This is a genomic window from Devosia sp. Root635, from assembly GCF_001427605.1.
Lineage (GTDB): Bacteria > Pseudomonadota > Alphaproteobacteria > Rhizobiales > Devosiaceae > Devosia.
This window is the reverse complement of the sequence record NZ_LMGZ01000014.1, coordinates 1-24,973: the sequence shown is the minus strand read 5'-3', so window position 1 is coordinate 24,973 and position 24,973 is coordinate 1. Positions and strand designations below refer to the sequence as shown.

General features: G+C 63.0%; 28 protein-coding genes. 17 read left to right on the top strand and 11 right to left on the bottom strand.

Features of this window, described 5'->3' with window-relative positions; translation table 11 throughout:
- Window positions 1–58: 58 nt before the first annotated feature.
- Window positions 59–1,183 carry a Gfo/Idh/MocA family protein gene (locus ASD80_RS08825; RefSeq protein WP_056231596.1) on the top strand — a complete coding sequence of 375 codons (1,125 nt, stop codon included), beginning with the start codon at window positions 59–61 and terminating at the stop codon, window positions 1,181–1,183.
- A 241-nt stretch (window positions 1,184–1,424) separates the two neighbouring features.
- Here ASD80_RS08825 and ASD80_RS08820 read toward each other — a convergent pair whose 3' ends face one another.
- Window positions 1,425–2,027, bottom strand: a complete 603-nt coding sequence (locus ASD80_RS08820) for a hypothetical protein (protein WP_156460385.1) — start codon at window positions 2,025–2,027, stop codon at window positions 1,425–1,427.
- Window positions 2,028–2,140: 113 nt separating this feature from the next.
- On the opposite strand from ASD80_RS08820, the gene ASD80_RS08815 reads away from it, so the two are divergent.
- The 3 genes from ASD80_RS08815 (at window position 2,141) to mbfA (ending at window position 4,698) form a co-directional block, all read left to right on the top strand.
- Window positions 2,141–2,596 carry an RrF2 family transcriptional regulator gene (locus ASD80_RS08815; protein WP_056231591.1) on the top strand — a complete coding sequence of 152 codons (456 nt, stop codon included), beginning with the start codon at window positions 2,141–2,143 and terminating at the stop codon, window positions 2,594–2,596.
- Window positions 2,589–3,479, top strand: coding sequence for an NAD(P)/FAD-dependent oxidoreductase (locus ASD80_RS08810; RefSeq protein WP_056231588.1), 891 nt, complete (start codon window positions 2,589–2,591; stop codon window positions 3,477–3,479). The genes ASD80_RS08815 and ASD80_RS08810 overlap by 8 nt, the downstream gene beginning before the upstream one ends.
- A 238-nt stretch (window positions 3,480–3,717) precedes the next feature.
- Window positions 3,718–4,698 carry an iron exporter MbfA gene (gene mbfA, locus ASD80_RS08805; protein ID WP_056231586.1) on the top strand — a complete coding sequence of 327 codons (981 nt, stop codon included), beginning with the start codon at window positions 3,718–3,720 and terminating at the stop codon, window positions 4,696–4,698.
- A gap of 150 nt (window positions 4,699–4,848) precedes the next feature.
- Here the strand turns inward: mbfA and ASD80_RS08800 are convergent, their stop codons facing one another.
- A complete protein-coding gene (locus tag ASD80_RS08800) occupies window positions 4,849–5,868 on the bottom strand; it encodes a rhodanese-related sulfurtransferase (protein WP_056231681.1) in 1,020 nt (339 codons plus the stop codon).
- 92 nt (window positions 5,869–5,960) lie between these two features.
- On the opposite strand from ASD80_RS08800, the gene ASD80_RS08795 reads away from it, so the two are divergent.
- On the top strand, window positions 5,961–6,998 hold the full coding sequence (locus tag ASD80_RS08795; RefSeq protein WP_056231583.1) for an aldo/keto reductase: 1,038 nt from the start codon (window positions 5,961–5,963) through the stop codon (window positions 6,996–6,998).
- 229 nt (window positions 6,999–7,227) lie between these two features.
- Here ASD80_RS08795 and ASD80_RS08790 read toward each other — a convergent pair whose 3' ends face one another.
- The 6 genes from ASD80_RS08790 to ASD80_RS08765 all read right to left on the bottom strand — a co-directional run bounded on the left by ASD80_RS08790 (window position 7,228) and on the right by ASD80_RS08765 (window position 11,899).
- Window positions 7,228–8,481: an NAD(P)/FAD-dependent oxidoreductase gene (locus ASD80_RS08790; RefSeq protein WP_056231581.1), complete on the bottom strand. Its 1,254-nt coding sequence runs from the start codon at window positions 8,479–8,481 to the stop codon at window positions 7,228–7,230.
- A gap of 167 nt (window positions 8,482–8,648) precedes the next feature.
- Entirely contained in the window at window positions 8,649–9,062 is a 414-nt protein-coding gene (arsC, locus tag ASD80_RS08785; RefSeq protein ID WP_056231578.1) for an arsenate reductase (glutaredoxin), read from the bottom strand.
- Window positions 9,059–9,742, bottom strand: coding sequence for an aquaporin (locus ASD80_RS08780; protein WP_056231577.1), 684 nt, complete (start codon window positions 9,740–9,742; stop codon window positions 9,059–9,061). Before ASD80_RS08780 ends, arsC begins: the two co-directional genes overlap by 4 nt.
- Window positions 9,735–10,091, bottom strand: a complete 357-nt coding sequence (locus ASD80_RS08775; protein WP_056231574.1) for an ArsR/SmtB family transcription factor — start codon at window positions 10,089–10,091, stop codon at window positions 9,735–9,737. The genes ASD80_RS08780 and ASD80_RS08775 overlap by 8 nt, the downstream gene beginning before the upstream one ends.
- Before the next feature lie 326 nt (window positions 10,092–10,417).
- On the bottom strand, window positions 10,418–10,981 hold the full coding sequence (locus ASD80_RS08770) for a DUF1697 domain-containing protein (RefSeq protein ID WP_200950270.1): 564 nt from the start codon (window positions 10,979–10,981) through the stop codon (window positions 10,418–10,420).
- A gap of 6 nt (window positions 10,982–10,987) precedes the next feature.
- Window positions 10,988–11,899 (bottom strand): LysR substrate-binding domain-containing protein, encoded by a 912-nt coding sequence (locus tag ASD80_RS08765; RefSeq protein WP_056231571.1) that lies wholly within the window; start codon window positions 11,897–11,899, stop codon window positions 10,988–10,990.
- Between the two features lie 105 nt (window positions 11,900–12,004).
- On the opposite strand from ASD80_RS08765, the gene ASD80_RS18735 reads away from it, so the two are divergent.
- Complete coding sequence (locus ASD80_RS18735) at window positions 12,005–12,151, top strand: hypothetical protein (RefSeq protein WP_156460384.1); 147 nt, start codon at window positions 12,005–12,007, stop codon at window positions 12,149–12,151.
- Window positions 12,152–12,208: 57 nt separating this feature from the next.
- Window positions 12,209–12,661, top strand: coding sequence for a hypothetical protein (locus ASD80_RS08755; RefSeq protein WP_056231567.1), 453 nt, complete (start codon window positions 12,209–12,211; stop codon window positions 12,659–12,661).
- 284 nt (window positions 12,662–12,945) lie between these two features.
- Here the strand turns inward: ASD80_RS08755 and ASD80_RS08750 are convergent, their stop codons facing one another.
- Window positions 12,946–13,797: an extensin family protein gene (locus ASD80_RS08750; RefSeq protein WP_056231564.1), complete on the bottom strand. Its 852-nt coding sequence runs from the start codon at window positions 13,795–13,797 to the stop codon at window positions 12,946–12,948.
- 102 nt (window positions 13,798–13,899) lie between these two features.
- Between ASD80_RS08750 and lepA the strand changes: the two genes are divergently transcribed.
- Complete coding sequence (lepA, locus tag ASD80_RS08745; protein ID WP_056231561.1) at window positions 13,900–15,705, top strand: translation elongation factor 4; 1,806 nt, start codon at window positions 13,900–13,902, stop codon at window positions 15,703–15,705.
- 19 nt (window positions 15,706–15,724) lie between these two features.
- Here lepA and ASD80_RS08740 read toward each other — a convergent pair whose 3' ends face one another.
- Both ASD80_RS08740 and ASD80_RS18480 read right to left on the bottom strand, forming a co-directional pair.
- Window positions 15,725–16,531 (bottom strand): DNA adenine methylase, encoded by an 807-nt coding sequence (locus ASD80_RS08740; protein ID WP_056231558.1) that lies wholly within the window; start codon window positions 16,529–16,531, stop codon window positions 15,725–15,727.
- Window positions 16,528–18,600: a DGQHR domain-containing protein gene (locus ASD80_RS18480; RefSeq protein WP_210168427.1), complete on the bottom strand. Its 2,073-nt coding sequence runs from the start codon at window positions 18,598–18,600 to the stop codon at window positions 16,528–16,530. Before ASD80_RS18480 ends, ASD80_RS08740 begins: the two co-directional genes overlap by 4 nt.
- Before the next feature lie 428 nt (window positions 18,601–19,028).
- On the opposite strand from ASD80_RS18480, the gene ASD80_RS08730 reads away from it, so the two are divergent.
- The 9 genes from ASD80_RS08730 (at window position 19,029) to ASD80_RS08690 (ending at window position 24,797) form a co-directional block, all read left to right on the top strand.
- The gene (locus ASD80_RS08730; protein WP_056231551.1) at window positions 19,029–19,610 is read left to right on the top strand and encodes a hypothetical protein; all 582 of its coding nucleotides are present in this window, start codon (window positions 19,029–19,031) and stop codon (window positions 19,608–19,610) included.
- Window positions 19,611–20,006: 396 nt separating this feature from the next.
- The gene (locus tag ASD80_RS08725; protein ID WP_056231548.1) at window positions 20,007–20,204 is read left to right on the top strand and encodes a hypothetical protein; all 198 of its coding nucleotides are present in this window, start codon (window positions 20,007–20,009) and stop codon (window positions 20,202–20,204) included.
- Window positions 20,205–20,245: 41 nt separating this feature from the next.
- Complete coding sequence (locus ASD80_RS08720) at window positions 20,246–20,710, top strand: glutathione peroxidase (protein ID WP_056231546.1); 465 nt, start codon at window positions 20,246–20,248, stop codon at window positions 20,708–20,710.
- Between the two features lie 151 nt (window positions 20,711–20,861).
- Window positions 20,862–21,500, top strand: coding sequence for a DUF1236 domain-containing protein (locus tag ASD80_RS08715; protein WP_056231543.1), 639 nt, complete (start codon window positions 20,862–20,864; stop codon window positions 21,498–21,500).
- A 101-nt stretch (window positions 21,501–21,601) separates the two neighbouring features.
- Window positions 21,602–22,063: a Crp/Fnr family transcriptional regulator gene (locus ASD80_RS08710; RefSeq protein WP_156460383.1), complete on the top strand. Its 462-nt coding sequence runs from the start codon at window positions 21,602–21,604 to the stop codon at window positions 22,061–22,063.
- Window positions 22,064–22,345, top strand: a complete 282-nt coding sequence (locus ASD80_RS08705) for a SelT/SelW/SelH family protein (protein ID WP_056231538.1) — start codon at window positions 22,064–22,066, stop codon at window positions 22,343–22,345.
- An 87-nt stretch (window positions 22,346–22,432) separates the two neighbouring features.
- Window positions 22,433–22,804 (top strand): YegP family protein, encoded by a 372-nt coding sequence (locus ASD80_RS19280; RefSeq protein WP_056231535.1) that lies wholly within the window; start codon window positions 22,433–22,435, stop codon window positions 22,802–22,804.
- A gap of 95 nt (window positions 22,805–22,899) precedes the next feature.
- Window positions 22,900–23,703, top strand: a complete 804-nt coding sequence (locus ASD80_RS08695) for a transporter substrate-binding domain-containing protein (protein ID WP_056231533.1) — start codon at window positions 22,900–22,902, stop codon at window positions 23,701–23,703.
- A 302-nt stretch (window positions 23,704–24,005) separates the two neighbouring features.
- Window positions 24,006–24,797: an amino acid ABC transporter permease gene (locus tag ASD80_RS08690; RefSeq protein ID WP_413813370.1), complete on the top strand. Its 792-nt coding sequence runs from the start codon at window positions 24,006–24,008 to the stop codon at window positions 24,795–24,797.
- Window positions 24,798–24,973: the final 176 nt, after the last annotated feature.

Sequence of the window (24,973 nt, the reverse complement as noted above, 5' to 3'; positions counted from 1 at the left end):
TGGCGCGGCGCGATTCTCCCCGTTAGGTTGCCCTAACATTTTAGGGAGGATCGCGCCCATGACCACCAGGCGCCTCGGTATCGGCTTCATCGGCACCGGCAATATTTCATCGGCCTATCTGCGGGCCATTACCGGTCACGAGGCCATGGCCGGCTTCCCCGCCCTCGACATCAAGGGCCTGGCCGATATGCGCCCCGAAGCCTCCCAGGCGCGCGCCGCCGAATTCGGCCTCAAGGCGACGAGCATCGACGAGATGCTGGCCAGCGCCGACATCCAGCTCATCGTCAATCTCACTATTCCGCGCGCCCATGTCGATGTCGGGCTCAAATGCCTCGCTGCCGGCAAGCATGTCTATTCCGAAAAGCCGCTCGGCATCACCTATGCCGAAGGCCGCAAGCTGCTCGACGCGGCCAACAAGGCCGGCCTGCGCATCGGCTCGGCCCCCGATACCTTCCTCGGCGGGTCGCACCAGCAGGCGCGCGCCGTGGTCGATAGCGGCGCCCTCGGCCAGCTCGTCGGCGGCACCGGCTTCTTCCAGTGCCCTGGCCACGAGGCCTGGCACCCCGATCCGGCCTTCTACTACGATATCGGCGGCGGCCCGGTGCTCGATATGGGTCCCTATTACATCACCGACCTGGTCAACCTGCTCGGCCCGGTCGCCCGCGTCTCGGCCATGGCCTCGCGCCTGCGCAGCCAGCGCACCGTGCTATCCGAACCCAAACAGGGCCAGGTCATGGATGTCGTGGTCGATACCCACGCCACCGCCTCGCTCGGCTTTGCCAATGGCGCCATCGTCCAGGTCGGCTTTTCCTTCGACGTGCCGGCCCACAAGCATGTGCCGCTCGAACTCTATGGCACCGAGGCCAGCCTCATCGTGCCTGATCCGAATTTCTTCGGCGGCGACGTCGAGATCCGCAAGCGCGGCAAGGGCGAGGACTGGGTCAAGGTGCCGGTCACCCAGCCCTATGCCGATGGCAATTACCGCTCGCTCGGCGTCGCCGACATGGTGGCCGGCATTCTCGACAACCGCCCGCACCGCGCCAATGGCGACCTGGCCCTCCACGTCCTCGAAGTCATGGAAGCCATCGCCACCGCCTCCGCCGAGGGCCGGACCGTGGACATCAAGACCCCCGTCGCCCGGCCGGAACCCCTGGCAACATCGTTGAAGGATGGCCGGATCTAGCGCCAGCCCCTGCCTTCCCGTCATCATCCATCTCTCGCGGAACCGAGGATTGCCCGGACAAGCCGGGCAATGACGATGGGCGGATGGGCGGATTTAGGTCTGCGGAACGCCCAGTCGTCTCCCTCCCCTTGCGGACTTCGAACCGGCCGAAGGCAAAATCGCTCCAGTGGAGCGATTTTAGGCGAGAGGGATCAAGGGTGGGGGTGTGTCTGGCCCCGATATCCGGGCCAACCGCCACCCCTCACCACCGCCACGACAGCCCCGCCGCATCCTCGCTGTTCATATGCAGCGTCACCTCGACGTCATTGCCCTCCACATGCACGCCGTCGGTATATTGCCGCTGCCGCAGCGTCACCACCTGCTGGTCCGGCTCCGACCGCAGATAGACATAGTCGAAACAGTCGATGGATTCGGCACTGCGCTTCGCCTCGATCGCCGCCTTGAGTTCCCACAGTTGCCGCCCGCCGATCACGCTGCCATCGCTGCGCCGCGTGGCGCGCACGCTCGGCACCCAGTCCTTGCCGCTTTCGCAGATATAGCGGTCATCCTTGAACACGCCTTCGTCGGTAAAGGCGATATCGGTATCGGCATCCCAGGCATTGCCGATTTCGAACGTCGCGCCGGTATCGGTCACGTCCAGATAGATGTCGGTCCAGGCGCAGGTGTGATCCTGGTTGATGTAGCACCATTGCGCGCTGGCCCGCATCAGCACCGCCACATCCGTCATCGACACCGGCTTGCCGGCCTTGTGCCGGTCGATGACAGCCTGCGTATCGGCGTCGAAAGCCAGGGCCGCCGAGCCCGTCATTAGCATGATCGCCATGGCCGCCAGCATCGTTCTCATTGTCGTCCTCCCGGTCTCTGCAGATTTGCCGACCATAGCATTCCGCCATTGCGGCGAAAGCGCGAAGCCCGCCAGGGGTTGACAATGTCTAATAATGTAACAATAAAAGTTACATGAAACGCTCCAGCCGCCTGTCCCTGGCCCTCCACGCCCTCGTTCACCTGCACAAGCAGCCCGACGAGGCTATCACCTCGTCAACGCTCGCCCAGTGCCTGATGACCAATCCGGTCGTCGTCCGCCGTGTCCTCGGCACCCTGCGCGAGGCTGGCCTCGTCGCCTCCACCAGGGGTCACGATGGCGGCTGGCGCCTGCTGCGTCCCGCCGGCGAGATCAACCTGCGCCAGGTCTATGCCGCCATGGGCGAGAGCCTGCTCATCCGCACCGAAAGCGACCCCGGCGATATTGCCTGTGGCATTGTCCGCACCGTCAATGCCGTCATGGGCGATTTCCTGGCCGATGCCGAAGCCCTGCTCGCGGCCCGCCTCGAGCGCGTCTCGCTCGACGATATCGCCCGTGAGGCCACCCCCAATCCCCTTCACCCGCACCACGGAAACCACCATCATGGATGACGTCATCATCATCGGCGGCAGCTTTGCCGGCCTGGCCGGTGCCCTGCAGCTCGGCCGCGCCCGTCGCAAGGTTACGGTCCTCGATACCGGACTGCCGCGCAACCGCTTCGCCGGCCATTCCCACGGCCTGCTCGGCCACGATCACAAGCCGCCGCTGGACATTCTCGCCGAGGCCCGCCGGCAGCTCGCTCGCTATCCCACGGTCAAGCTGGTCAATGCCCGCGCCAACGCCATTTCCGGCGCGATCGACGATTTTTCCGTTCTCACCGACGATGGCGAAAGCCTCCAATCCCGTCGCCTCTTGCTCAGCTATGGCGTCGCCGACCAGATGCCATCCATACCCGGCTTTGCCGAATGCTGGGGCCAGTCCATCGTGCCCTGCCCCTATTGCGACGGCTTCGAGGTCGCCGGCCGGCATTGGGGCCTGGTCTATAGCGGCCCGCAGGCCCTGCGTGCCGTTTCCCTGTTCCATGATTGGACCGACACGCTGACCCTGTTTGCCGATGGTCACGACATCGACGCCGCTGCCCGCGCCGACCTGGCCCGCCGCAATGTCCCCGTCATCGATGGCAGGATCGTCGAGATCGCCCATGCCGGGGGCCAGCTCGCCACCGTCAATCTCGATACCGGCCGCAATGTCGCCGTCGATGTGCTCTTCGCCCATCCGCGCAACCAGCCCTCCGCCAACCTCCACCAAACCCTCGGCCTCGAAACTGTCGATACCCCCGTCGGCATCGCCCTCAAGGTCGACGACCGCCGCGAGACCTCCATGCCCGGCATCTACGCCGCCGGCGACCTGGCCAACCCCATGGCATCGGTCACCCTCGCCAGCGCCCACGGCGCCATGGCCGCGATCTTCGCCCAGCAGTCGATGCTGGTTTAGGCGCATGCCACGCCCTCGTGGTTCAAGGCGCTGAAGAAGCGCACCTCACCATGAGGGCTACTGGAACATCGAGCTAAAAGTAGCCCTCATGGTGAGGCGGGAGCGTAGCGACCCTCGAACCACGAGGGCGTGGCGCGTTCATCTTCACAGCCCAACCCCTTCCACCTCACCCCCACTCTTGCCATCACCTTAGAACCGTTCTAATCATTATTTAGAACTATTCCAAAGTGTGCCCGTCATGTTTTCGCTCCGCCCCGACACCCGCCGCAGCTTCTCCTCCCTGTCCGAGCGCGAAATCCTCTCCCTTGCCGTGGCCGCCGAAGAGGAAGACGGCCGCATCTATTCCGAATTCGCCACGCGCCTCGCCGAGACCTATCCCGGCTCGGCCGCCTTGTTCGAGGGCATGGCCGCCGAGGAGGACGAGCATCGCCGCCGTCTGCTCGATCTTTACGTGGAGCGCTTCGGCAAGCGCCTCGTCCCCATCCGCCGCGAGCATGTCCGAGGCTTCGTGCCCCGCAAGCCGCTCTGGCTGATGAAGACGCTGACCCTGGAAGCGGTGCGCCAGCAGGTGTGGGAGATGGAGGAGGGGGCCTATCGCTTCTATATGGAGGCTGCCAAGCAGGCGACCGATGCCGGTATCCGCAAGCTCCTCGGCGACCTCGCCGTCCAGGAGCGCAAGCATGCCGATGCCGCCGACCGCATCGACGCCACGGTGCTCGGCGCCGCAGGCCGCGACAGTGAATCCACCGAGGCGCACCGCCAGTTCGTCTTGACCTATGTGCAGCCCGGCCTCGCCGGCCTCATGGACGGCTCGGTCTCCACCCTGGCTCCGGTCTTCGCCGCCGCCTTCGCCACTGGCGATACCCACCAGACCTTTCTTGTCGGCCTTGCCGCCGCCATCGGCGCCGGCATTTCCATGGGCTTCACCGAAGCCGCCTCCGACGATGGCAAGCTCACCGGCCGCGGTTCCCCGATCAAGCGGGGCCTCGCCGCCGGCATCATGACCGCCATTGGCGGCCTCGGTCATGCACTGCCCTATCTCATCGCCGATTTCGTGACGGCCACTACGGTCGCCATCGTCATCGTGCTGATCGAACTCTGGGCCATCGCCTTTATCCAGAACCGTTACATGCAGACGCCGTTCTGGCGCGCGGTCCTGCAGGTGGTGCTCGGCGGCTCGCTGGTCTTCGCCGCCGGCATCCTTATCGGCAATGCCTGAGCTCAGGCCGCCAGAACCGGCGCGGCATGCAACACGCGCAGAAAGGGGTGGTTGAATCCACCGTCATTGCCCGGCTCGTCCGGGCAATACAGTGCTCAGCGGCACACAGGCGCCGAAGCAATGGCGAAAGCCTGCGCGCCCGCGCGCGGCCTAGCCCGTTTTGTTCCGCGCCCGCGATGCCTCGGCCAGGGCCCGTTTGGCCGCCTTGCGTTCCGCCGCAACAGTTGCCGCTGCATCGCCCAGATGCGCCACGCCATGCTTGCGGCCCAGTTCCATCTGTTTTTGTCGCTCGGCCGCCGCCGCATGCTTGCCGGCCTCCCCGGCGCAATGTGGGCAGCTTACGCCCTCGACATAGTCTGGCGCCGCCCGATCCGCCGCCGTCAGCGGATGCCGGCAGGCCCGGCACAAGGTCGCGTCGCCTTCCACCAGTCCATGCCCCACCGATACGCGCTCGTCGAACACGAAACATTCCCCGGTAAACCGGCTTTCGCTTTCCGGCACCACCTCGAGATATTTCAGGATCCCCCCCTTGAGGTGGAACACTTCCTCGAAGCCCTGGCTCAGCAGGTAGCTCGACGCCTTCTCGCAGCGGATGCCGCCGGTGCAGAACATCGCCACCTTCCTGTCCCGCTGCGGGTCCAGATGCTCGGCCACGTAATCCTTGAATTCGGTGAAGCTCCGGGTCGCCGGGTCCAGCGCCCGCTGGAACGTGCCCAGCCCCACCTCATAGTCGTTGCGCGTATCGACCAGCACCACGTCGTTGCGCGCGATCAGCCCGTTCCAGTCCGCCGGCTCGACATAGGTGCCCACCGTCCTGGCCGGATTGGCCTCCGGCGCCCGCAGGGTGACGATTTCCGGCTTAAGCCGCACCTTCATGCGCAGGAAGGGCATTTCCGCCGCCGCCGAATATTTCACCTCGGCGCCATTGAGCCGCCCGGCAAAGACCGCGCCGCCAAACAGCCATTCCGCCAGCGCATCGATATTACCGGCCGTTCCCGCCACCGTGCCGTTGATGCCCTCCGGCGCCAGGATCAGCGTGCCCTTGATCCCAAGCCCGCAGCAGAATGCGGCCAGTTCCGGCTGGATCGCTTCGGCATCCGGCAGGTCGGCAAATTTATAGATGGCCATCACCTTGTATGGTTGCTGGCCTTGGGGCAGATTAGCGTTCATATCGGATTCACGCGGGCTCATCGGCCCGCTCATACCATTCGCCGCGCCCAGCGTCACGCGCGGCCAAATCGCAAATTTTCGGGAGAATAACCATGACCTATCGGGCCGATACGGCACGCTATGACACGATGCAATACCGGCGCTCGGGCCGCTCCGGCCTCAAGCTGCCAGTCATCAGCCTGGGCCTCTGGCAGAATTTCGGCGGCACGCGCGATTATCCCTCGGCCATGGAAATCCTCGGGCACGCCTTCGACAACGGCATCACCCATTTCGATCTCGCCAACAATTACGGCCCGCCCGCCGGCTCTTCCGAGGAATTGTTCGGCCAGGTCATGGCGCGCGATTTCCGCCCCTATCGCGACGAGCTGATCGTGTCCACCAAGGCCGGCTACAATATGTGGCCCGGCCCCTATGGCGAATTCGGCGGCCGCAAATACGTGCTGGCCAGCCTCGATCAATCGCTCCGGCGCCTGGGGCTCGACTATGTCGATATCTTCTATTCCCACCGCTTCGACCCCGAGACCCCGCTCGAGGAAACCATGGGCGCGCTGGCCCATGCCGTCCAAAGCGGCAAGGCGCTCTATGTCGGCATTTCCAGCTACCCGGAAAAGGAAACCCGCGAGGCCCATGCCATCCTCAAGCAGATGGGCGTCGCCACCACCATCCATCAGCCCAGCTATTCGATGATCAACCGCTGGATTGAGAACGACCACACCATTGACGCCTGCGGCGAACTGGGCATCGGCATGATCGCCTTCTCCCCGCTGGCCCAGGGCGTGCTGTCGGGCAAATACAATTCCGGCGACAAGTCCGGCACCCGCGGCGAAAATCCCAATGGCAGCCTCCGCGCCAGCCATATCGAGCCGCGTGTTCTTGCCGCCGTCGACAGGCTCGGCGACATCGCCAGGAGCCGCGGCCAGTCCATGGTCCAGCTCGCCCTCTCCTGGGTGCTGCGCCGCCCCGAAATGACCTCGGCCTTGATCGGCGTGCGCAATCTCGATCAGCTCAAAGACAATCTGGGCGTGCTCAACAATCTATCCCTGTCGGCCGACGAAATCGCCGCCATCGACGCCGCCACCAAGGACGGCCAGATGGAACTCCACCCCCGCCCCACCGGCTGGTTGCGTTAGCGTTTTGGGCGCTGAAAGCGACGCTGCTCCCTCGGCTCCCGCCCCACCCTCCCCCTTGAGGGGAGGGTAGCGACGCTCGGCCCGCAGGGTCGTAGCAGAGCTGGGGAGGGGGTGGCTTTGTGGATCACTGATGGACCCCCTCCCTCAATCCCTCCCCTCAAGGGGGAGGGAGGCGATGAACATCGGCACCGCTATTGCGGGCCGGATCAGGGATGGTGGCGCGCCGCCCCTACCGCCCGATAAACCGCTCCATCCCGAACGGCTTGACGTCGATCGCGGGCTCTTCGCCGGTCATCGTCTGCGCCAGCAATTCCCCCGTCGCCGGCCCCAGCGTAAAGCCGTGATGAGCATGACCGATCCCGACGAACAGCCCCTCATGCCGCGGCGCCTTGCCGATGATCGGCATCATGTCGGGTGTACAGGGCCGCGCGCCCTTCCATGGCTCGGGGTCGAGCCTTTCCCCCAGCGGGAACAGTTCCTTGGCCGCATGCTCGGCCCGCCCGAGCTGGATCGGCGTCGGCGCCGCGTCGCGCATGGCGAATTCCGCCCCGGTGGTCAGCCGGATGCCCCGCGCCATCGGCGCCAGCACATAGCCCACCTCGGCATCGAGAATGAGCTGGTTGAGCCTGGCCCCGCCTTGGGTGCCGTAATGCATGTGATAGCCGCGCTTGACGAAGAGCGGCAGCCGATAGCCCAGCCTGTCGAGCACGTCCGGCGCCCATGGCCCCAGCGCGATCACCGCCTGCTTGCCTCCATGCCGCGTCCCGTCCACCTCGGCCGCCCAGCCGGCGCCATCCTGGATGAGCCCGCTCGCCGCGCCGCGCACGAAACGGCCGCCCAGCCGCTCGAACAGCTTGAAATATTCGGTCACCAGCGCGCCCGGATCGCGCACTGTCCAGGGGTCGGTCCAGTGGATCGCCCCCGCCAGCCCGCCCTTAAGGTCCGGCTCCATCGCCTTGAGCTCGGGCCATTCCACCACGCGGTGGGAAATGCCGAACTGATCGTGGTCCTGCCGGGCCTTTTCGGCCTCCCGGCGCAGGCCTTTGTCGCTGCGGAAGGCCAGCAGCCACCCGCTCTTGCTCACCAGCGCTTCGGCGTCGGGCCCCGCCTGTGCCATCAGGTCGGCATGGGTCACGATCGAGCGGGCGATCAGCGGCGCATAGCTCTGCACCACCCGGCGATAATGCTCCGGCGAGGATTCCCACCAATAGCGCAGCAGAGCCGGCGCCAGCCGCGGCAGCGCCAGCGGCTCGTAGCGCGCCGCGGTGCTCAGATGCAGCCCCACCTGCATCAGCATGGCCAGGTCGCGCGGAAAGGCATGCGGCCGCACCCCCTCGCGCTGGATAATGCCGGCATTGCCGAAGCTGGTCTCGCGTCCCGGCTGGTTCTTGTCGATCAGCGTGACGCTGCGCCCGCGCCGCAACAGATGAATGCCCGTCGCCACCCCGACAATGCCGGCCCCCAGAATGATGACATCGCTCATGACCCACAGGCTCCGCTGCACCGAACTTTTGCCGATGCTAGCACAGCCCCTTGGAGAGTTTCATTCATTCGGCGGAGCGCGATCCGCCAACGCGCAACGTTATGCGGCCAAATGGCCAATGCGCGCAATATTCTCGCGTCTGACCCCAGGACGGTGACGCGGTCCTGCTATCGCGCGTCGCCGCGACCAACCACTTCGCCATCCTCCTTGGTGAAGGGCCCGATATCCGGATTCTCCAGGATTTCGAGCACCACCTCGCTCGGCCGGCACAGCCTTGCGCCCAGCGGCGTCACCACGAAGGGCCGGTTCAGCAGGATTGGATGCTCGGCAATCGCATCGAGCAGCGCCTCGTCATCCAGCCCCGGATCATCCAGCCCCAGCGCGGCATAAGGGGTATCCTTCTGCCGCAAAGCCGCGCGCAAAGTCAGCCCCGCCGCCGCCACCAGCGTCACGATCCGTTCCCGGCTCGGCGGGGTCCGGAGATAGTCGATCACGTCGGGCTCGACGCCGGACTGCCGGATCATCGCCAGCGTGTTGCGCGACGTGCCGCAATCGGGGTTGTGATAGATGGTGACGGTCATTGCGTCTGTTTCTCCAGGGGCCGCAGCAGCCAGCCCGTCAGCAGCAGCGCCAGCAGCGCCCCCGCCATTTGTGCCACGATGAAGCCCGGCACATCCCCCGGTCGAATGCCGGAAAAGCTGTCGGTAAAGGCGCGGGCCACCGTCACTGCCGGATTGGCGAAGCTGGTGGATGCGGTGAACCAATAGGCCGCGGTGATATAGAGCCCCACCAGCCAGGCCAGCGCCGGACGCGCCACGCTGGCGCCGATCAGGATCGTGCCGACCAGCCCGAAACCGGCGACACCCTCGGCCAGCCACAGCCCGGCGCCGCTTCGGGTCGATGTCGCCAGCTCCAGAATGGGCTCCGCGAACATCGCCTGCGCCAGCATCGTGCCGGCAAGCCCACCGGCCATCTGGCTGCCCATATAGACCAGCGCCCGCCGCGGCTGCCATTTGTCCCGCAGCGCCAGCACCAGCGTCACCGCCGGATTGAGATGCGCCCCCGAAATCGGCCCGAACAGGGTGATCAGCACCACCAGCATGGCCCCGGTCGCCAACCCGTTGGCCAGCAGCGCCAGCGCCGGATCGCCGGTCAGCCGCTCCGCCATGATGCCCGAGCCGACCACCGTCGCCACCAGCGCTCCGGTGCCCAGCGCCTCGGCCGCCAATGACCGGCCGAGATCGTGCCGCGCCTCAGCCATGGGCTATGCTCTGCGGCGAGCAACAGGGCGCCAGCTCCGCCATCAGCGTCTCGCACAGCGCCGGCCGGCCGCCGCAACAGTCCTGCACCAGGAAGCGCGTAATATCCCGCACTCGCCCCAGCTCCGCCCGATAGCCAATGCTGCGGCCGTCGCGCTCCGCCGCGATCAGCCCGGCCCGGCTGAGAATCGCCAGATGCGTCGACAGCGTATTCTGCGGCACATCCAGTTGCTCGGCAATTCGCCCGGCCGGCAGCCCGGCCGGCTCATGCAGCATCAGCAGCCGAAACACCGCCAGCCGCGTCGGTTGCGACAGCGCAGAAAACACGGCAATGGCGTCACTTGATTCCATATATCGAGATATATCGAATTATCAGGGGCAGTCAACGGCCACCGATAGCGTGTTAGTCCTTGTATGGCCCGGGTCGAGACCCTTGACGGGCAGGGCAATCGCATATGGACATGGGTGTGATCTCGCCTCACCCACCGTGCGGCTCCTCCCCCTTGACGGGGGCGGTTGGGATTGGGTGTTGGGAGCCCGGATATCGGGGCTAAACATCCCCCCACCCTTGATCCCTCCCCGCAAGGGGGAGGGAGACGACTGAGACAATTGCGAGCAACCCCATAAGCGATAGCCCTGTCCCACGAGGGGAGAAGGGTGACCGGGCGGCCGCGCCACTACGCCGCCCCATCCCCCATCATCTCCAGCAGTTTGCCCACTGTCCCCCAGCTCCGGATCGTCATCGACAGGTAAAGCGGGCTCACCATCATCCGGTTCAGCCGCGTCTTGGTCCGCAAAGCGCTGAGCCGTTGCGAATAGATGACGCCATTCCCCGGCCAGATCGTATCGACGCCCGCCTTGGGCGAAAACGCCGTCATGGCCTCCTCGATTCCCATTCCCATCAGGAAAATGGCGTCGCTGTGATAGGTGTCCGGCGCGTCGCCAAAACCCTTCGGCCGCTCCGCGAACACCGCCCGAAGCTGCGCGCGGCTCAGCACCAGCACCTTGATCAGGTCGCTGTCCAGCTTGAATGCGGCCGTGATGGCCTGCTCGATCCGCGGCGCAATGCTGGCCGCCGCCAGGTCCGACTGCACGATCACGTTGCCGCTTTGCAGATAGGGGGCCACGCCGGCAAAGCCCAGTTCCTCGAGCAATGCCTTCAGCTTGCCCATGGCAATCTTGTTCCTGCCCCCGACATTGATGCCGCGCAACAGCACCAGATAGCTCTGCATCGCCGCCATCGCGCCTCACCCCCGGCTCTGATACACATAGCCGCGCACGCTGGCCGGCACTTCCCGTTTCAGCCATTCGCGAAATGCCCGCAGCTTGTGGCTCTCGCGCCGCCCCTTGGCCGTCACCAGCCAATAGCCCTGCGGCCCGTCCACTGCATGCTCGAACACCCGCACCAGCCGCCCGTCGCTGACCGCGTCGGCGCTCATCATGTCGGCCGCCATCAGCACGCCCTGTTCGGAAATCGCCGCGTCGAAGGCCAGCGAGGCATCCGAATAGACCGGCCCGCTCAGCCTGATGCCCGCGTCCAGCCCCACTTCCGCCCGCCAGGCATCCCAGCTCAGCATCGTGGTTTCGTCCTGGATCACCGGCACGTCGCCCAGGTCCGCCGGGCGCTTCAATCGCTTCGCCACGACAGGGGCGCAGACCGGCTGATATGCCGTGCCCCCCACCAGTTCGGCATTCACCCCCGGCCATTGCCCATGTCCATAGCGGATGCCGCAGTCCAGGTCGGGCCGGCTGAGATCGAGCATGGTCGCCGTCACGTTGAGCCGCACTTCGATATTGCGGTTGAGCGCGGTGAATTTGTTGATGCGCCAGATCAGCCAGCGCGAGGCAAAGACGCTGCCCACCGTCAGGTTCAGCACCCCCTCGTCGCTGCCCTTGAGCCCGGCAAGGCCGTCCTGCAGGGCAGCAAAGCCCGCTGTCAGTTGCGGCAGCGCCGCTTTCAGCGCCGGGGTCGGTCGCAATCCCGCCGGCGTGCGCTCGAACAGGTCCATGCCCAGCCTGTCCTCGGCCCGCCGCAGATGCTGGCTCACCGCGCCGATGGTCACGCCCAGTTCCTCGGCCGCCGGGGCCAGGGCCCCGCGTCGGGCCACGATTTCAATGGCGCGCAGCGCATTGAGCGGAATGGGGAAGGGGCTGGCCATATAGTTTTTCTACAATGCAGCGGCGACCTTGTCCATTGCGGGCCCGGCGCCGGAAGCGCATGAACAGCCCATCACCATCTGTCGCGACCGAAAGGAGGTCACAAAATGTCCAGTCTCCTGCCCAGGCTTACTCGCCTCTTCGCCGGCCTGTTTTCCGCACCCCGCCTGCCGCTCGACCCTGAAAGCATGAGCCTGCGCGACTGGGCCGATCTGCCCGTGCATCATCCGTCTCGCGACCGGGTGCCGTGCTGAAGCCATAATCGCGCCTTTGAAGGGGGGTAATCAGACCCGCCCTTCAAGGAGCCCCCGATGATCCGTCCGCTCGCCGTGTTCGCTGCCCTCGCCCTGACGCTCGGCACTGCCGCCGCGCAGGAAGCTGCCCCCGCCGCGGCGCCCGAAATCGTCATTGATCCCGCCGCCAGCCTCAATACCACGCCCAAGCAGGCCAATATGCTGACCGGCTTCTACGCCACGCTGGCGGTCATCGAGATTTGCGCGGTCACCATCGAACCCGATGTCACCGCCGGCATGGACGCCGACCGCAAGCGCCTCGAAACCGCTTTGGGCATGGATCCCGCCATGGCCGCCACCGCCTATGACCAGGTCAAGGCCGATGTCGAAAAAACCACGCCCGACTGCGCCGATGGCAGCGCCGACCGTCGCGGCGTCGACGCCGTAACCGCCATCTACACCGCCCCCGCTCCAGCGGCCCCTGCCGCCCCGCCAGCTGGCACCGTCACCACCCAGACCCCGGCGCAGTAAGTTTCTGAGGCAATTCGACTGGGAGTGGCGCCAGTGCTATCGCAACCTCGCCACGCCCACTGCGCGGCTCCTCCCCCTTGACGGGGGAGGTTGGGAGGGGGTGTCGTTTAGCCCGGATATCCGGGCTAACCATCCCCCACCCTTGATCCCTCCCCGCAAGGGGGAGGGAGACGACTGAAACATTGCGGCATGCCATCACGCCCCCATCGTCATCACCCGGCTTGTCCTGGCATACGCAGAGCCGTGGATTGCCGGGCTCTGACGATCGAAGGTTGGGTCCGCCCTCACTCGCAAATCCGCGCCATACACCTTGCTCCATGGCATCCCAGGTCCAGATGCAGGTGGTCCTCATGCTCCGCATTGGCCTCAGGCCCCAGCACGGTGCTGAATCCCGAACACGCCGCATCATGCGCCAGCCGCAGCAATCGCCCCTCCGGCGCTGCCGCCGGCGGCCAGTCGGCCTTCACCGCGATGGTCCGCCCGTCCTCCAGCGTAAAGCCGGTCACGTCCACCGCATTGGCAAAGCCATGTTCTGACGTGAATCCCGCCTCGGCATTGTTGCGGTTGCGGCACATATAGCTGGTGCCGGCATCGATCTGTGCCAGTGCGCTCCCCAGCACGGTTTCGGCATAGCCATCCACCGTCTCCACCCAGCCGGGCAGGGCGCCGGCCATCTGGCAATTGGTCGTCATCGGGCTCGATAGCGGCACCATCCGCCCCCGACTCATCACCCCCGTCACCACCAGCGGCGATTGTTCCCCGCAAATCCCCTCACGCAGCGGCGGCGCCATCTCGGCCTCCACCAGCCCCATGATCACGGCCGGACAGGCCACCTGGTAGATACGCTCCGGCTCAGGCTCCACCTCCGGCTCCGCCGCGGGTTCCTCCTCCGCCGCCGGGGCCGTGACAGGCGGCGCCGGTCGCTCCACCACCGGGCCATCGGGCAGGCTGGGCGGCCGCGGCCTAGGCACCGGGGGCGGCGTCTCGGCCTCGGGCCGCGGCGCCGGTTGCCGCTGGTCCGGCGGGTCGGTCAGGGTCTCGACGAAATCTTCGATTGGTCCCAGCAAATCCTGGCTCAGGGCAGGGCTGGCGGCCAGCAGCGGGAGGGCGATCAACAGCGGGATGAGTTTGCGCATGCCTTCGCAACGCATGAGCCATGCAAAAGGGTGCGCGCCGCCGCCGTTAACCTGCGCTAAACCATCTTTCTCGCCCCAAGCGCATCTGCTATCAGCGCGCTTATGACAACGCCGCTTTCCCGCATCCGCAATTTCTCCATCGTCGCCCATATCGACCATGGCAAATCCACCCTGGCCGACCGCCTCATCCAGATGACCGGCGGGCTCGAACTCCGTGAGATGAAGGAGCAGGTGCTCGATTCCATGGATATCGAGCGCGAGCGCGGCATCACCATCAAGGCCCAGACCGTCCGCCTCAGCTACAAGGCCAATGACGGCGAGACCTATATCCTCAACCTCATCGACACGCCCGGTCATGTCGACTTCGCCTACGAAGTCTCCCGCAGCATGGCCGCGGTGGAAGGCTCATTGCTGGTGGTCGACGCCTCCCAGGGCGTCGAGGCGCAGACGCTGGCCAATGTCTACCACGCGCTCGATGCCAATCACGAAATCGTCCCCGTCCTCAACAAGGTCGATCTGCCGGCCGCCGATGTCGATCGCGTCAAGAGCCAGATCGAGGACGTCATCGGCATCGACGCCTCCGAGGCGGTGGAGATTTCCGCCAAGACCGGCCTCAATATCGAAGGTGTGCTCGAAGCCATCGTCCACCGCCTGCCCGCCCCCAAGGGCGATATCGACGCCCCCCTCAAGGCGCTGCTGGTCGATAGCTGGTACGATACCTATCTCGGCGTCGTCGTCCTCGTCCGCATCATCGATGGCGTGATGAAGAAGGGCCAGAAGATCCGCATGATGGCCTCGGGCGCCGTCTATGAGCTCGATCGCGTCGCCGTCAACACGCCCAAGCTGGTCGAAGTCAAGGAGCTCACCCCCGGCGAGCTCGGCGTCTTCACCGCCTCGATCAAGGAAGTCGCCGAAACCAATGTCGGCGACACCATCACCGATGATCGCAAGCCGACCAGCACGCCCCTGCCGGACTTCAGGCCGGCACAACCAGTGGTGTTCTGCGGCCTCTTCCCCGTCGATGCCAGCGATTTCGACGAGCTGCGCGCCGCCATGGGCAAGCTGCGCCTCAACGACGCCAGCTTCTCCTTCGAAATGGAAACCAGCGCCGCCCTCGGCTTCGGCTTCCGCTGCGGGTTCCTCGGCCTCCTGCATCTCGAAATCATCCAGGAGCGCCTCTCCCGCGAATTCGATCTCGATCTCATCGCCACCGCGCCTTCGGTGGTCTACGAGGTCGTGCTGACCAATGGCGAGACCATCCACCTGCACAATCCGGCCGATCTGCCCGATGTGATGAAGATCGAGGAAATCCGCGAGCCCTGGATCAAGGCGACCATCCTCACCCCCGACGACTATCTCGGCTCCATCCTCAAGCTCTGCCAGGATCGCCGCGGCATCCAGCGCAACCTGAGCTATGTCGGCAGCCGGGCTTTGGTGGAATACGACCTGCCGCTCAACGAAGTGGTGTTCGATTTCTACGACCGCCTCAAATCCATCTCCAAGGGCTATGCCAGCTTCGACTATACATTGGCCGATCACCGCCCCGGCGACCTGGTCAAGCTCTCGATCCTGGTCAATGCCGAACCCGTCGACGCCCTCTCCATGCTGGTCCACCGCACCGTCGCCGAGTCGCGCGGCCGCATCATGTGCGAAAAGCTCAAGGACCTGATCCCGCCCCACCTCTTCGTCATCCCCATCCAGGCCGCCATCGGCGGCAAGATCATCGCCCGCGAAACCGTCAGGGCGATGCGCAAGGATGTGACGGCGAAATGCTACGGCGGCGACGCGACGCGCAAACGCAAGCTGCTGGAGAAACAAAAAGCCGGTAAGAAGCGTATGCGGCAGTTCGGGTCTGTGGAGATTCCGCAGGAGGCGTTCATCAAGGCGCTGAAGATGGGGGATGACTAGCCGTCTAAGGCCATGACGCTTAACCTGTAATCAGCAGCTCTGTAGAAGGCGCCCGATGGACTGAACTCGCGGCAATGACGCTGTGTCGACCAAGTTGGCTGTGGTGGCCAAAATCCTTGTAGAGCTCCCGAATGCTCTCGTGGTCAGCGTTGGTGATGGCGAACGACGCCCCCCTTTCGGCGGCCCGCTTCAGTGCGTCACGCAACCTCACCTGGTCCTTCCAGGCAAATATGTTCTGGTTATACTTTACGAAGCCATTCATGTTGTGCCTGACCGTATAGGGCGGATCAGCAAAAATAAAATCACCGTCGGTTGCGGCGTCGATTGTTTTCTCGAAGTCGCTATGTACTAACGTTGCACTCCCGAGTGCCTCGGACCATGCCGGAAAATCGTCGGCGGACGAGACGACAATCTGCTTGGTACCAATTGGAACGTTGAATTGACCTCTGAGATTTTCCCTATAGAGGCCATTCCAGCAGGTGCGGTTGAGGTATAAAAACTGCGCTGCTCGATCTAGTGCGTCGGAAAAATTTTCTTCACGCACAGCGTAATAGTAGTCCTTCGAATGGGCGCCCGCGTGCTTTCGCATGAGACACTCCAACTCGCGCGGTTTGTCGCGAACGGCCACATAGAGCTCAATTAAGCGCCCGTTCGCGTCGCTTAGGATCGCACGGTCTGGCCTGGTCTCGAAAAAGACGGCTGCCCCGCCTAGGAAGGGTTCGAAGTACGCTCCCGTGAACTTTGGCAAGGAAAACTGCGCGCTTTCAAAAAGCCAGCGCTTCCCTCCAGCCCACTTAAGGAACGGCTTCAATGGACGATCGCTCATGATGGCAACTTAGGATGCACTTCGGTCCGCAGCCACTCTACCAGCTCCAGATCTGCGTCGGTGTAAGTCTTCAGCTGGTTTTTATGTGCAGCTATGTTTCTAAGTTCTTTGAAGTCTTGGATCCAGGCTAGATAGTATTTCTGCCCAGATCTTTCTCCAGGCAAGGCATTCTTAAATACATACTCGAAATGCGGCCAATTGTTATTTTGCTTCACAATCTCGGCGAGGTCAACGATATTTAGGTACGCTTCCTTCGGCTTTCTTCGCGCTTTGTCATTCTGTTGGGCTTCGAAAGCGTTGCGCCGAATGCGCTCACTTTCGACCCCAATTTCCCAAAACGCCTGCTCGTCGCTTGCCAGGCGATGTGTTCCGTGAACGCGCTTCAGTGTGTCGATGACATAGTCAGTCAGGCGTTCCGCGAGCTTCATCAAAAACTGATTCACCTCATCGATTTTCTCAGAATTGCTTTGATCCACCCATCGTAGGAATTCTTCAGTACCAAATTCTGGATGTGCACTCTTCAATATATGCATTAGATGATAAGCGTATTCCTTGACACCACCCTCGCCAAATTTACGCGAAAATTTGTCCTTGATTACCTCGTCGGACGAGTGGCCGATAAACTCATAAATTGGCTTGCAGAAACCGATGATATGCTGAGAAAATTCCTCGGGCCTCATCAGCGCAAAATCGAGAGATTTCTTATGCGTTAGGTAAGTTACTACCTCTGCTATGACCGATAGGTGCGCGCGAACTCCAGGGTTGACGCCAACAAATGCTTCTCTACCCGCCTCCCAGCGAGGAGGGTTGGCGGCGCGCACCTGCTCAAAATATGCGTTCAACACCACTGAAGCGCGCTCGATGGTATCTTCGTCAGTCGCGCCTGAAAGCGGGCCAGGCGCAACTAACTTGCCGGACAGCCGTCCGATTAGGCCTGATCTTCGAAGGCCATTTACAACCTCGGAGATGGTTAGATTTTGGTTAGGTTCGGCAGGGACGCCATGAATAGCGAACCGGCGAGAGAGTGGACTCGTCTTGTCAGTGTTCAAGGCTCGGACCACCGCCGATCCAAGAGCGGATAATGCGGTCGATGGATCACTATCGCCCATGCGTATATCTGCCAAGAGACTTACGAGAAGGCCCTTTGGAACGCTTTTTTGCTTATGATTTATTGTAATGAAGAGGTCTGCCTCTTTCTGGACAGCCATTTTCTCAAACGCAAGGACGAACAAGCTCTGATCTAGGTACTTGTCGTCTAGGTGCGAGAAACCATATAGCCGATGCTGACCGTCAATTATCCAAGCGGATCGATACTTCGACGGCAAGGTCAGCCAACCGAATTTCAAGTTCGGATCGGTATTTTCCTTGTTTGATATAAAATCAAAATGCGGAGAATCCGAAAGATTCACTAAAATGTTTGTAGGGAAGAAGCCGCCGGCAGCAATAAAAGAGCCAATTTCCTTTATTCTCGACGAAGATATCATTCGTTGATATGCGGGCCGACCGTCAGGGTGATTGAGTGCCTGATGATTGATAAATGCTATTTTCAGCAAATTTCTAGGCGTGGTGACGAAGCTGTAGAAAGTTTCACCGCCAATTCGTCCTTTAATAGCCGGAAGCTTAACGTCTGCTAACCCAGCAACTTTTTGACCTCGCAAAAATTCACCCAGAATCTGGTATTTTCCGGCTGGCCCCATATGCTTAACAAAGGTCTCAAAATACTGAAGTTCGTTCTCCGTAATTACTTTGATGTCGTGAGCGTCCGCGCGCTCAATATCTGGCGTCGACCAAAGGATGTTGTTGGTCACATAAATCCAAACGATTTTTGGCCTAGGTTTGCCTGAAAATCGCCTATTGATTGAATCCCGAAAATATTGCTGAAGAGATATAGTCTCCTGAATGTCCTTCTGGAGTGATCTTCGCCCCCGATCCGACCGAGACTTGCACTCGATAACGAGAGCAGTCTCCCCGTCTTCGGCATATACATCAATTTGCTTCTTCCCTCGTGAGCCATCCGGTCGGGCAAAGCTAATCTTAAAATCGCTACCGTTGAGGGTCTCGTAGCCCATCGAACGAAACAAACACCAGACTCGATCTTCGAGCCATCTATCGTGTGCCTTTCGACGCTTTAGCCTGGTCGCGCGCTTTCCTGCACGTTGGATCGACCATCCCTTTAGCTCTTCCGCGGCTACGTCAGCTGGATGGACGCTGAGGAAGTCACTGTCACTTCGTCTCCGTCGGTGCTCTGAGTTTAGGCTCCCAGTCTCCGTTATGAGCGGGGAGAGGAAATTGGTATCTTCCTCCCGAACTTCTAATTCAACGACGACTTCATCGTCAGCAACAACACTCATCGTTGCTTTGCCCCCCAATTTACTCGCAGAAGGCGCTTGCTGCTTCGAGGTGTCAAGACGTAGAGACTGTTCGATTAAGTTATCCCCGCCCCTCCATCCCGCTCTATCCTCTCCTGTCCGGTATCCCGCCCCAACAGGAGAACCTCATGACCCCACACACCACCCAGCCGCCTTTCGGGGAACAATCCCCGCAAACCCAGCCTGATCAGCAGGCTGCGCCTGTCTCCGCCCATCCCGCCAGGCCGCGCAAAAAATCCCTGCCGAGCGTCACCCACGCCCTCGCGGCCCGCCACGAAGCCCTCTGGCTCCGGCTCAGCGCCCTGCAGGCGCAGGTCACTTCCGTGGCCACGCGCCGCCCGGAGGCGCCGGTTTCCCGCCATACCATGGGCGTGGCCGAGGCGCTGTTGCGGGACGCCAGGCCCTTCCTTGCCCATGATGATCCCCTGCCGATGGCGGCGCCCGATCATGGCGGGCTCGCCACCCAGCTCGGCCAGGCCCTGGCGGAGCTCGATGGTTGGGAGGCGGCCAACAGCGTCTGGCGCAGCGATCTCAAGGCCTATGTCTGGCTGGTGAAGGACAAGGTGCCCCTGCCGGTGCGGCGGCTGCGGCCGCGGCTGGAGACGCCACAGGCGCCGCATGAAGATCCGCAATATGCCGCCTACCAGGCGAAGATGCTCGATCTGCGCCAGAAGCTGGCCAGGCGCATCGAGCAATATCGCAATCGCTAGAGTCCCAAGCAAAGTTATCCATCTTATCCCTGCAGGCGTCACCGCGCGTATGATGTCCCCAGCTTCCGGGATACGGGCGGCGCTGCAGCGACGAGCGTCCGGAAGCCAGCCGGGGAAGGCGGGGTCGCGCCTGCTTTCGGGTCGAGCGGACGAAACATTCGGGCGGGGCGCTACGGCAATCCGCTGGGGTTTGCGATCGCGCCGTCCGAGCAAGTCCCGGCACCCCGAGGCGGCTTCCGTCTCACTACTAAAAACCTCAGGGGCGAAAACCGTCTCGGGGTCCGCCCGCTGCCACACATCCGGAGGCGCCCGCGCCGTCCGGCCGTTCGGCCTGCCGATTATCTTCGCGTCGGGCGGGTTAAGCTGATAAAGTCGGTTTTTGCCGGAGTTCCCAACATGCACAAATACAAGGTCGGCCAAACGCTCGACCTGTTGCCCAATCGTGGCAGCAGCAGCCGCAAGGCCGGCGAATGCCAGATTGTCGCCTTGCTGCCCTATGAGGGCCATGCGGTGCAATACAAGGTCCAGGCCAAGGCCGAGACCCATCTGCGTATCGTGTCCGAAAACGACCTGCAGCAGCCCACCCAGCCCTGAGCAGGGCCTCCCCTGTCCCCGTCCTCGCCGATTGTGCCATCATGACCACTTTTGCCGATTTCACCCTGCCTTTGCTGGATGGGACCAGCCAGCCCCTTGCCGCCTATGCGGGCAAGGTGGTGCTGCTGGTCAATACCGCCAGCCAATGCGGCCACACTCCGCAATATGAGGGGCTCGAGGCACTGTGGCAGGCCCATGGGGATGATGGCCTCGTCGTGCTGGGTTTTCCCTGCAACCAGTTTGGCGGCCAGGAGCCCGGTTCGGCCGCCGAGATCGCCCAATTTTGCGAGATCAATTTCGGCGTCAGCTTTCCGCTCTTCGCCCGGCTCGATGTCAATGGCCCCGGTGAGAGCCCGCTCTATACCTGGCTCAAGGCCAATCATCCCGGCGATATCGCCTGGAATTTCGCCAAGTTCCTCGTCGGCCGCGATGGCCAGGTCGCGGCCCGCTTCGCCCCCGATATCCTGCCGGCTTCGCTCGAGCCGGCCATCCAGGCGCTTCTGTAGCCCATCGGCCACACCTCCGGGCCGGCTTGTCCCCGCCCGGAACGAAGGGGGCGGACTCCCGTTGTCCAGTCACGGGGCGGAAATGGCGTGGACCTCTGCTGGTTCGCGCGCCGCAATGAGTGGCTTTGCCACTCCGTGAAAGGAAACAAAAATGAAGAAAATTCTTTTGGCCTCGGTGGCCGCGCTTTCGCTCGCCGCCACAGTCCCTGCTTTCGCGCAGGACAAGGTCGTCGGCGTCCAGTCCGATGCTGAAGCGGGCGCCGTCATTGGCGCAACCGGCGGCGGCACCACCGGCGCCGTGATCGGCGGCCTGCTCGGCGGCCCCATCGGCGCTGTCATCGGCGGCTTTGCCGGCGCCACCATCGGCGCTGAAGCAGGCATCGCCACTTCGTCCATCGACTATGTCGCGGCCCATCCGGTCGAGCCGATCTATTTCGATGGCACCGCCGATATCGGCTTCGTCGTCCCCGCCGACGTGACCGTCTACCCCATCGAGGGCGACGCCAAATACGGCTATGTCTATGCCAATGACCGCGTCTGGATCGTCGACCTGCAGAGCCGCGCTTTGGTGCAGTCGCCGGGCTATCTGGTGCCCCAGACCGCCGCCGATTTCGCCGTCGCCAATCCGGTGACCTCGGTCGAAGTCGAAGGCGATGCGGTGGTCGGCTACGTGCTGCCCGACGGCACCGCGATTTCAACCATCCCCGATTCGCATTACGGCTATGTCTATCTCGGCGATCGCCCGGCTCTGGTCGATCAGTCCAACCGCACGGTGGTCTGGATCAACTGATCGAGCCTTTCAGCCATTGGCCGCCCGGTTCGCGCCGGGCGGCTTTGCTTTGACCGGCCTTGAGATTACGCGATATAGAAAGCCGGCAGGCGGAGGTGCAGATGGCCGATATTCTCGAATATTGCAAAGGGCTCAAGCAGGCGAGCTTCAAGCCGGGCGCGGTCATGCTGCCCGAAGGCGAACGCTTCGGCCGGCTCTACGTTTTGGTCGAGGGGCAGGTGGAGGTTATCCGCGAGCGCACCCAGGTCACCCATGTTGACGAACCGGGGTCCATCTTCGGGGAAATGGCGGTGCTGCTCGACATGCCCCATTCGGCCACGGTCAAGGCGCTGTCGGCGGTCACCGCCTATGAAATCGCCGATGCGCTGACCTTCCTCGATTCTCGCCCCGAATTCTCGCTGCATATCGCCACCATGCTGGCGCGGCGGCTCTATTACACCACGTCCTACCTGGTTGACCTGCAGCAGCAGGCCGCCGGCAAACGGCAGGATCTCGACCTCGTCGACCAGATTCTGGCGAGCCTGGTCGATCCGGCCGACGTCAAGCAGCGCAAGAAGGCCTGAATGGCCGACAAGCCTACGCTATCGATCACCTACTGCACCCAGTGCAACTGGCTGCTGCGATCGGCCTGGATGGCCTCCGAAGTCCTCTCCACCTTCAGCCTCGAAATGGGCGCCGTGACCCTTGTGCCCGGCACCGGGGGTATTTTCGAAATCCATCTCGATGGCGAACTGATCTGGGAACGCAAGCGCGATGGCGGCTTCCCCGACGTCAAGCAGCTCAAGCAGCTGGTCCGCGATCGTATCGATCCCGACCGCGACCTGGGCCATATCGACCGGGCATAGGAGGGCTTCCCTTCTGCTCCCATGCCGCTAATCTACCCCCTTGTGAGGGCGGCCGGGTCGCGGCCGCCGAAGAGGAGTCTCAGCGTCATGGCGCATAAATTCAACGTCACCCCGGCCGCCAACGATCAGTTCAAGTTCGATTTCTCCTACAATTCCGAGAAGATTTTCTGGTCGGAGAATTACAAGCAGAAGGCCAGCGCCAAGTCGGCCATCGAGTCGTTGAAGAAGAACGCGCGCGGCGCCGCCACGGTCGATCTCTCCAAGGGCGAGGAAGCCGGCAGCGGCTACCGTTTCGAGATCGTTGCCTCCAAGGATGGCCAGCATTTCGTGCGCTTCGTCGCCGGCAATGGCGAGACCATGGTCCGCACCGAGACCTATGCCTCCAAGTCCAGCGCCAAGAATGCCATTGAATCGCTGCAGACGCGCGGACCTGACGCACCGGTCAGCGACGAGGCGTAATAGCCCATTTCCAAGCCGAGGCGTAATAGCCCATTTCCAAGCCTTGGCCGGATGCTCTAGTCTCCCGGCAACACCGACCGGGAGACTGCTGCCTCATGACTTCGCTCGCCAAGTTCCTTGCCGCCGCCGCGGCTGTTGCAATCCTGGGCCTGCCTGCCGCCCAGGCCCAGGATGCGCTGCCCGATCTGGGCGGCCGCACCATTGTCGCCGTCACCGAAAACGCCTATGTGCCGCTCAATTTCGCCGATCCGGCGACCGGCGAGGGCATCGGGCTCGAATACGATCTCTTCAACGAAATCGCCAAGCGCCTCAATGCCAAGGTCGATTGGCAGCTTTCCAGCTGGGACGTGATGATTCAGGCAGTGCGCGACGGCCAGTTCGAGGTCGGCATGGATGGCATCACCATCAATGACGAGCGCAAGAGCCAGATCGATTTTTCCGACTCTTACCTCACCAGCCAGCAGCTGATGCTGGTCCGCGCCGACGAGACCCGCTTTACCGACGCGGCCAGCTTTGCCGCCGACGCCGCCAATCTGGTCGGGGCCCAGGCCGGCACCACCAATTTCTATGTTGCCGTCTACAACGTGCTCGATGGCGACGAGGCCAATCCGCGCATCAAGCTGTTTGACACATTCGGCACCTCGGTCGCAGCCCTGCAGGCCGGCGATGTCGATACCGTGCTGATGGACCAGACCTCGGCCAATGGCTATATCGGCGCCAATCCCGGCGCCTTCAAAATCATCGGCGAGCCGCTCGGCACCGAGGATTTCGGCTTCATCCTCACCCCGGGCTCCGACCTCGTCGCCCCCATCAACGCCGCCCTGGCCCAGATCAAGGCCGACGGCACCATGGACGCGCTGCAGCAGAAGTGGTTCTACGAATACAATTCGGCGCAGTAGGCGTCACGATGCGTCAGTCGGGTCACCCTCCCCCTTGCGGGGCTTCGAGCCGTCCCGCAGGGCAAATCGCTCCGGTGGAGCGATTTGAGGTGAGAAGGCCATGAGGGCTACGCCCGAATGGCTGGAAGCGAGATAGGACTTAGCTTTAGCTAAGTCCGTTGAATCGAGCAGGGTGGGGGTGTCGAGCTCTCCCCGAACTCGGTATGCGAGGAGCCCTCGACACCCCCACCCTCGATCCCACCCCTCAAGGGGGAGGGAAGACCGACTGAGGGCCTGCGGGGCAAAACAAAACCATGACCTATATCGCCCGCCGCCCCTCCATCCTCGCCCGTATCCCCTGGTGGCTGCTTGCCATCGGGCTGCTCTTTGTCACCGGCCTCTGGGCTATCACCAATGATGCGGGCTATAGCCAGATTTTCCGCGCCCTGTCAGGCGGCGTCCTCACCACCATCTGGGTCACTCTGGTCGCCTTCACCGTGGCCACGCTGATCGGCCTGCTCGTCGCCCTGGCCCGCACTTCGGGCAACCGCGTCCTGCGCGAAATCGCCACCTTCTACGTCGAAATCATCCGCGGCATTCCGGTCCTGGTTTTCCTCTTCTACGTCGCCTTTGTCGGCGCGCCCGGCATGGTGGCCGGCCTGAACTGGCTGCTGCAGCCCTTCGACACCGTCGTCACCATCCGCCAGTTCGATTTCGTCTGGCGCGCCATCGTCGCGCTCACCATCTGCTATTCTGCCTTTATCGCCGAGATTTTCCGCGCGGGGATAGAATCGGTCGATCGCGGCCAGCTCGAAGCGGCGCGCTCGCTCGGCCTTTCCCGCTGGAAATGCTTCCGCCTCGTCACCTTCCCCCAGGCCCTGCGCACCATCCTGCCGCCTCTGGCCAATGATTTCGTCTCGATGATCAAGGATTCCGCGCTGGTCTCGGCCCTGGGCGTGCAGGACATCACCCAGCTCGGCAAGGTCTATTCCTCCGGCTCGTTCCTGTTCTTCGAAACCTACAATGTCGTGGCCTTCCTCTACCTCACCATGACCATTTCGCTGTCGCTTCTGGTGCGCCTGCTGGAGCGGTATCTGAAAGAGAAGAGCTACTAGGCAACCAAACACCGCGCGTCACCCTCGGGCTCGACCCGAGGGCACTGCACTTGCGAAACGCTGGCTTAAGTGAAGTCTCCTCGGGTCAAGCAACTGTCGATTGTTGACGATAGCATTGAGGATGGTGATGAACTTTCTCATTGCAGCGTTGATGGCGAGTTTGAAGGGTTTTCCGT

What these genes read in the sequence shown, in the direction of transcription:
- ASD80_RS08815 (WP_056231591.1), top strand. Translation starts at nt 2,141, where the DNA reads ATGAAACGCTCCAGCCGCCTGTCCCTGGCCCTCCACGCCCTCGTTCAC.
- ASD80_RS08765 (WP_056231571.1), bottom strand. Translation starts at nt 11,899, where the DNA reads ATGGCCAGCCCCTTCCCCATTCCGCTCAATGCGCTGCGCGCCATTGAA.
- ASD80_RS08790 (WP_056231581.1), bottom strand. Translation starts at nt 8,481, where the DNA reads ATGAGCGATGTCATCATTCTGGGGGCCGGCATTGTCGGGGTGGCGACG.
- mbfA (WP_056231586.1), top strand. Translation starts at nt 3,718, where the DNA reads ATGTTTTCGCTCCGCCCCGACACCCGCCGCAGCTTCTCCTCCCTGTCC.
- ASD80_RS08695 (WP_056231533.1), top strand. Translation starts at nt 22,900, where the DNA reads ATGACTTCGCTCGCCAAGTTCCTTGCCGCCGCCGCGGCTGTTGCAATC.
- lepA (WP_056231561.1), top strand. Translation starts at nt 13,900, where the DNA reads ATGACAACGCCGCTTTCCCGCATCCGCAATTTCTCCATCGTCGCCCAT.
- ASD80_RS08720 (WP_056231546.1), top strand. Translation starts at nt 20,246, where the DNA reads ATGACCACTTTTGCCGATTTCACCCTGCCTTTGCTGGATGGGACCAGC.
- ASD80_RS08780 (WP_056231577.1), bottom strand. Translation starts at nt 9,742, where the DNA reads ATGGCTGAGGCGCGGCACGATCTCGGCCGGTCATTGGCGGCCGAGGCG.
- ASD80_RS18480 (WP_210168427.1), bottom strand. Translation starts at nt 18,600, where the DNA reads ATGGGCTACGAGACCCTCAACGGTAGCGATTTTAAGATTAGCTTTGCC.
- ASD80_RS08770 (WP_200950270.1), bottom strand. Translation starts at nt 10,981, where the DNA reads ATGGCGGCGATGCAGAGCTATCTGGTGCTGTTGCGCGGCATCAATGTC.
- ASD80_RS08705 (WP_056231538.1), top strand. Translation starts at nt 22,064, where the DNA reads ATGGCCGACAAGCCTACGCTATCGATCACCTACTGCACCCAGTGCAAC.
- arsC (WP_056231578.1), bottom strand. Translation starts at nt 9,062, where the DNA reads ATGACCGTCACCATCTATCACAACCCCGATTGCGGCACGTCGCGCAAC.
- ASD80_RS08820 (WP_156460385.1), bottom strand. Translation starts at nt 2,027, where the DNA reads ATGAGAACGATGCTGGCGGCCATGGCGATCATGCTAATGACGGGCTCG.
- ASD80_RS08750 (WP_056231564.1), bottom strand. Translation starts at nt 13,797, where the DNA reads ATGCGCAAACTCATCCCGCTGTTGATCGCCCTCCCGCTGCTGGCCGCC.
- ASD80_RS08715 (WP_056231543.1), top strand. Translation starts at nt 20,862, where the DNA reads ATGAAGAAAATTCTTTTGGCCTCGGTGGCCGCGCTTTCGCTCGCCGCC.
- ASD80_RS08775 (WP_056231574.1), bottom strand. Translation starts at nt 10,091, where the DNA reads ATGGAATCAAGTGACGCCATTGCCGTGTTTTCTGCGCTGTCGCAACCG.
- ASD80_RS18735 (WP_156460384.1), top strand. Translation starts at nt 12,005, where the DNA reads ATGTCCAGTCTCCTGCCCAGGCTTACTCGCCTCTTCGCCGGCCTGTTT.
- ASD80_RS08795 (WP_056231583.1), top strand. Translation starts at nt 5,961, where the DNA reads ATGACCTATCGGGCCGATACGGCACGCTATGACACGATGCAATACCGG.
- ASD80_RS08730 (WP_056231551.1), top strand. Translation starts at nt 19,029, where the DNA reads ATGACCCCACACACCACCCAGCCGCCTTTCGGGGAACAATCCCCGCAA.
- ASD80_RS08810 (WP_056231588.1), top strand. Translation starts at nt 2,589, where the DNA reads ATGGATGACGTCATCATCATCGGCGGCAGCTTTGCCGGCCTGGCCGGT.
- ASD80_RS08725 (WP_056231548.1), top strand. Translation starts at nt 20,007, where the DNA reads ATGCACAAATACAAGGTCGGCCAAACGCTCGACCTGTTGCCCAATCGT.
- ASD80_RS08710 (WP_156460383.1), top strand. Translation starts at nt 21,602, where the DNA reads ATGGCCGATATTCTCGAATATTGCAAAGGGCTCAAGCAGGCGAGCTTC.
- ASD80_RS08825 (WP_056231596.1), top strand. Translation starts at nt 59, where the DNA reads ATGACCACCAGGCGCCTCGGTATCGGCTTCATCGGCACCGGCAATATT.
- ASD80_RS08740 (WP_056231558.1), bottom strand. Translation starts at nt 16,531, where the DNA reads ATGAGCGATCGTCCATTGAAGCCGTTCCTTAAGTGGGCTGGAGGGAAG.
- ASD80_RS19280 (WP_056231535.1), top strand. Translation starts at nt 22,433, where the DNA reads ATGGCGCATAAATTCAACGTCACCCCGGCCGCCAACGATCAGTTCAAG.
- ASD80_RS08755 (WP_056231567.1), top strand. Translation starts at nt 12,209, where the DNA reads ATGATCCGTCCGCTCGCCGTGTTCGCTGCCCTCGCCCTGACGCTCGGC.
- ASD80_RS08800 (WP_056231681.1), bottom strand. Translation starts at nt 5,868, where the DNA reads ATGAACGCTAATCTGCCCCAAGGCCAGCAACCATACAAGGTGATGGCC.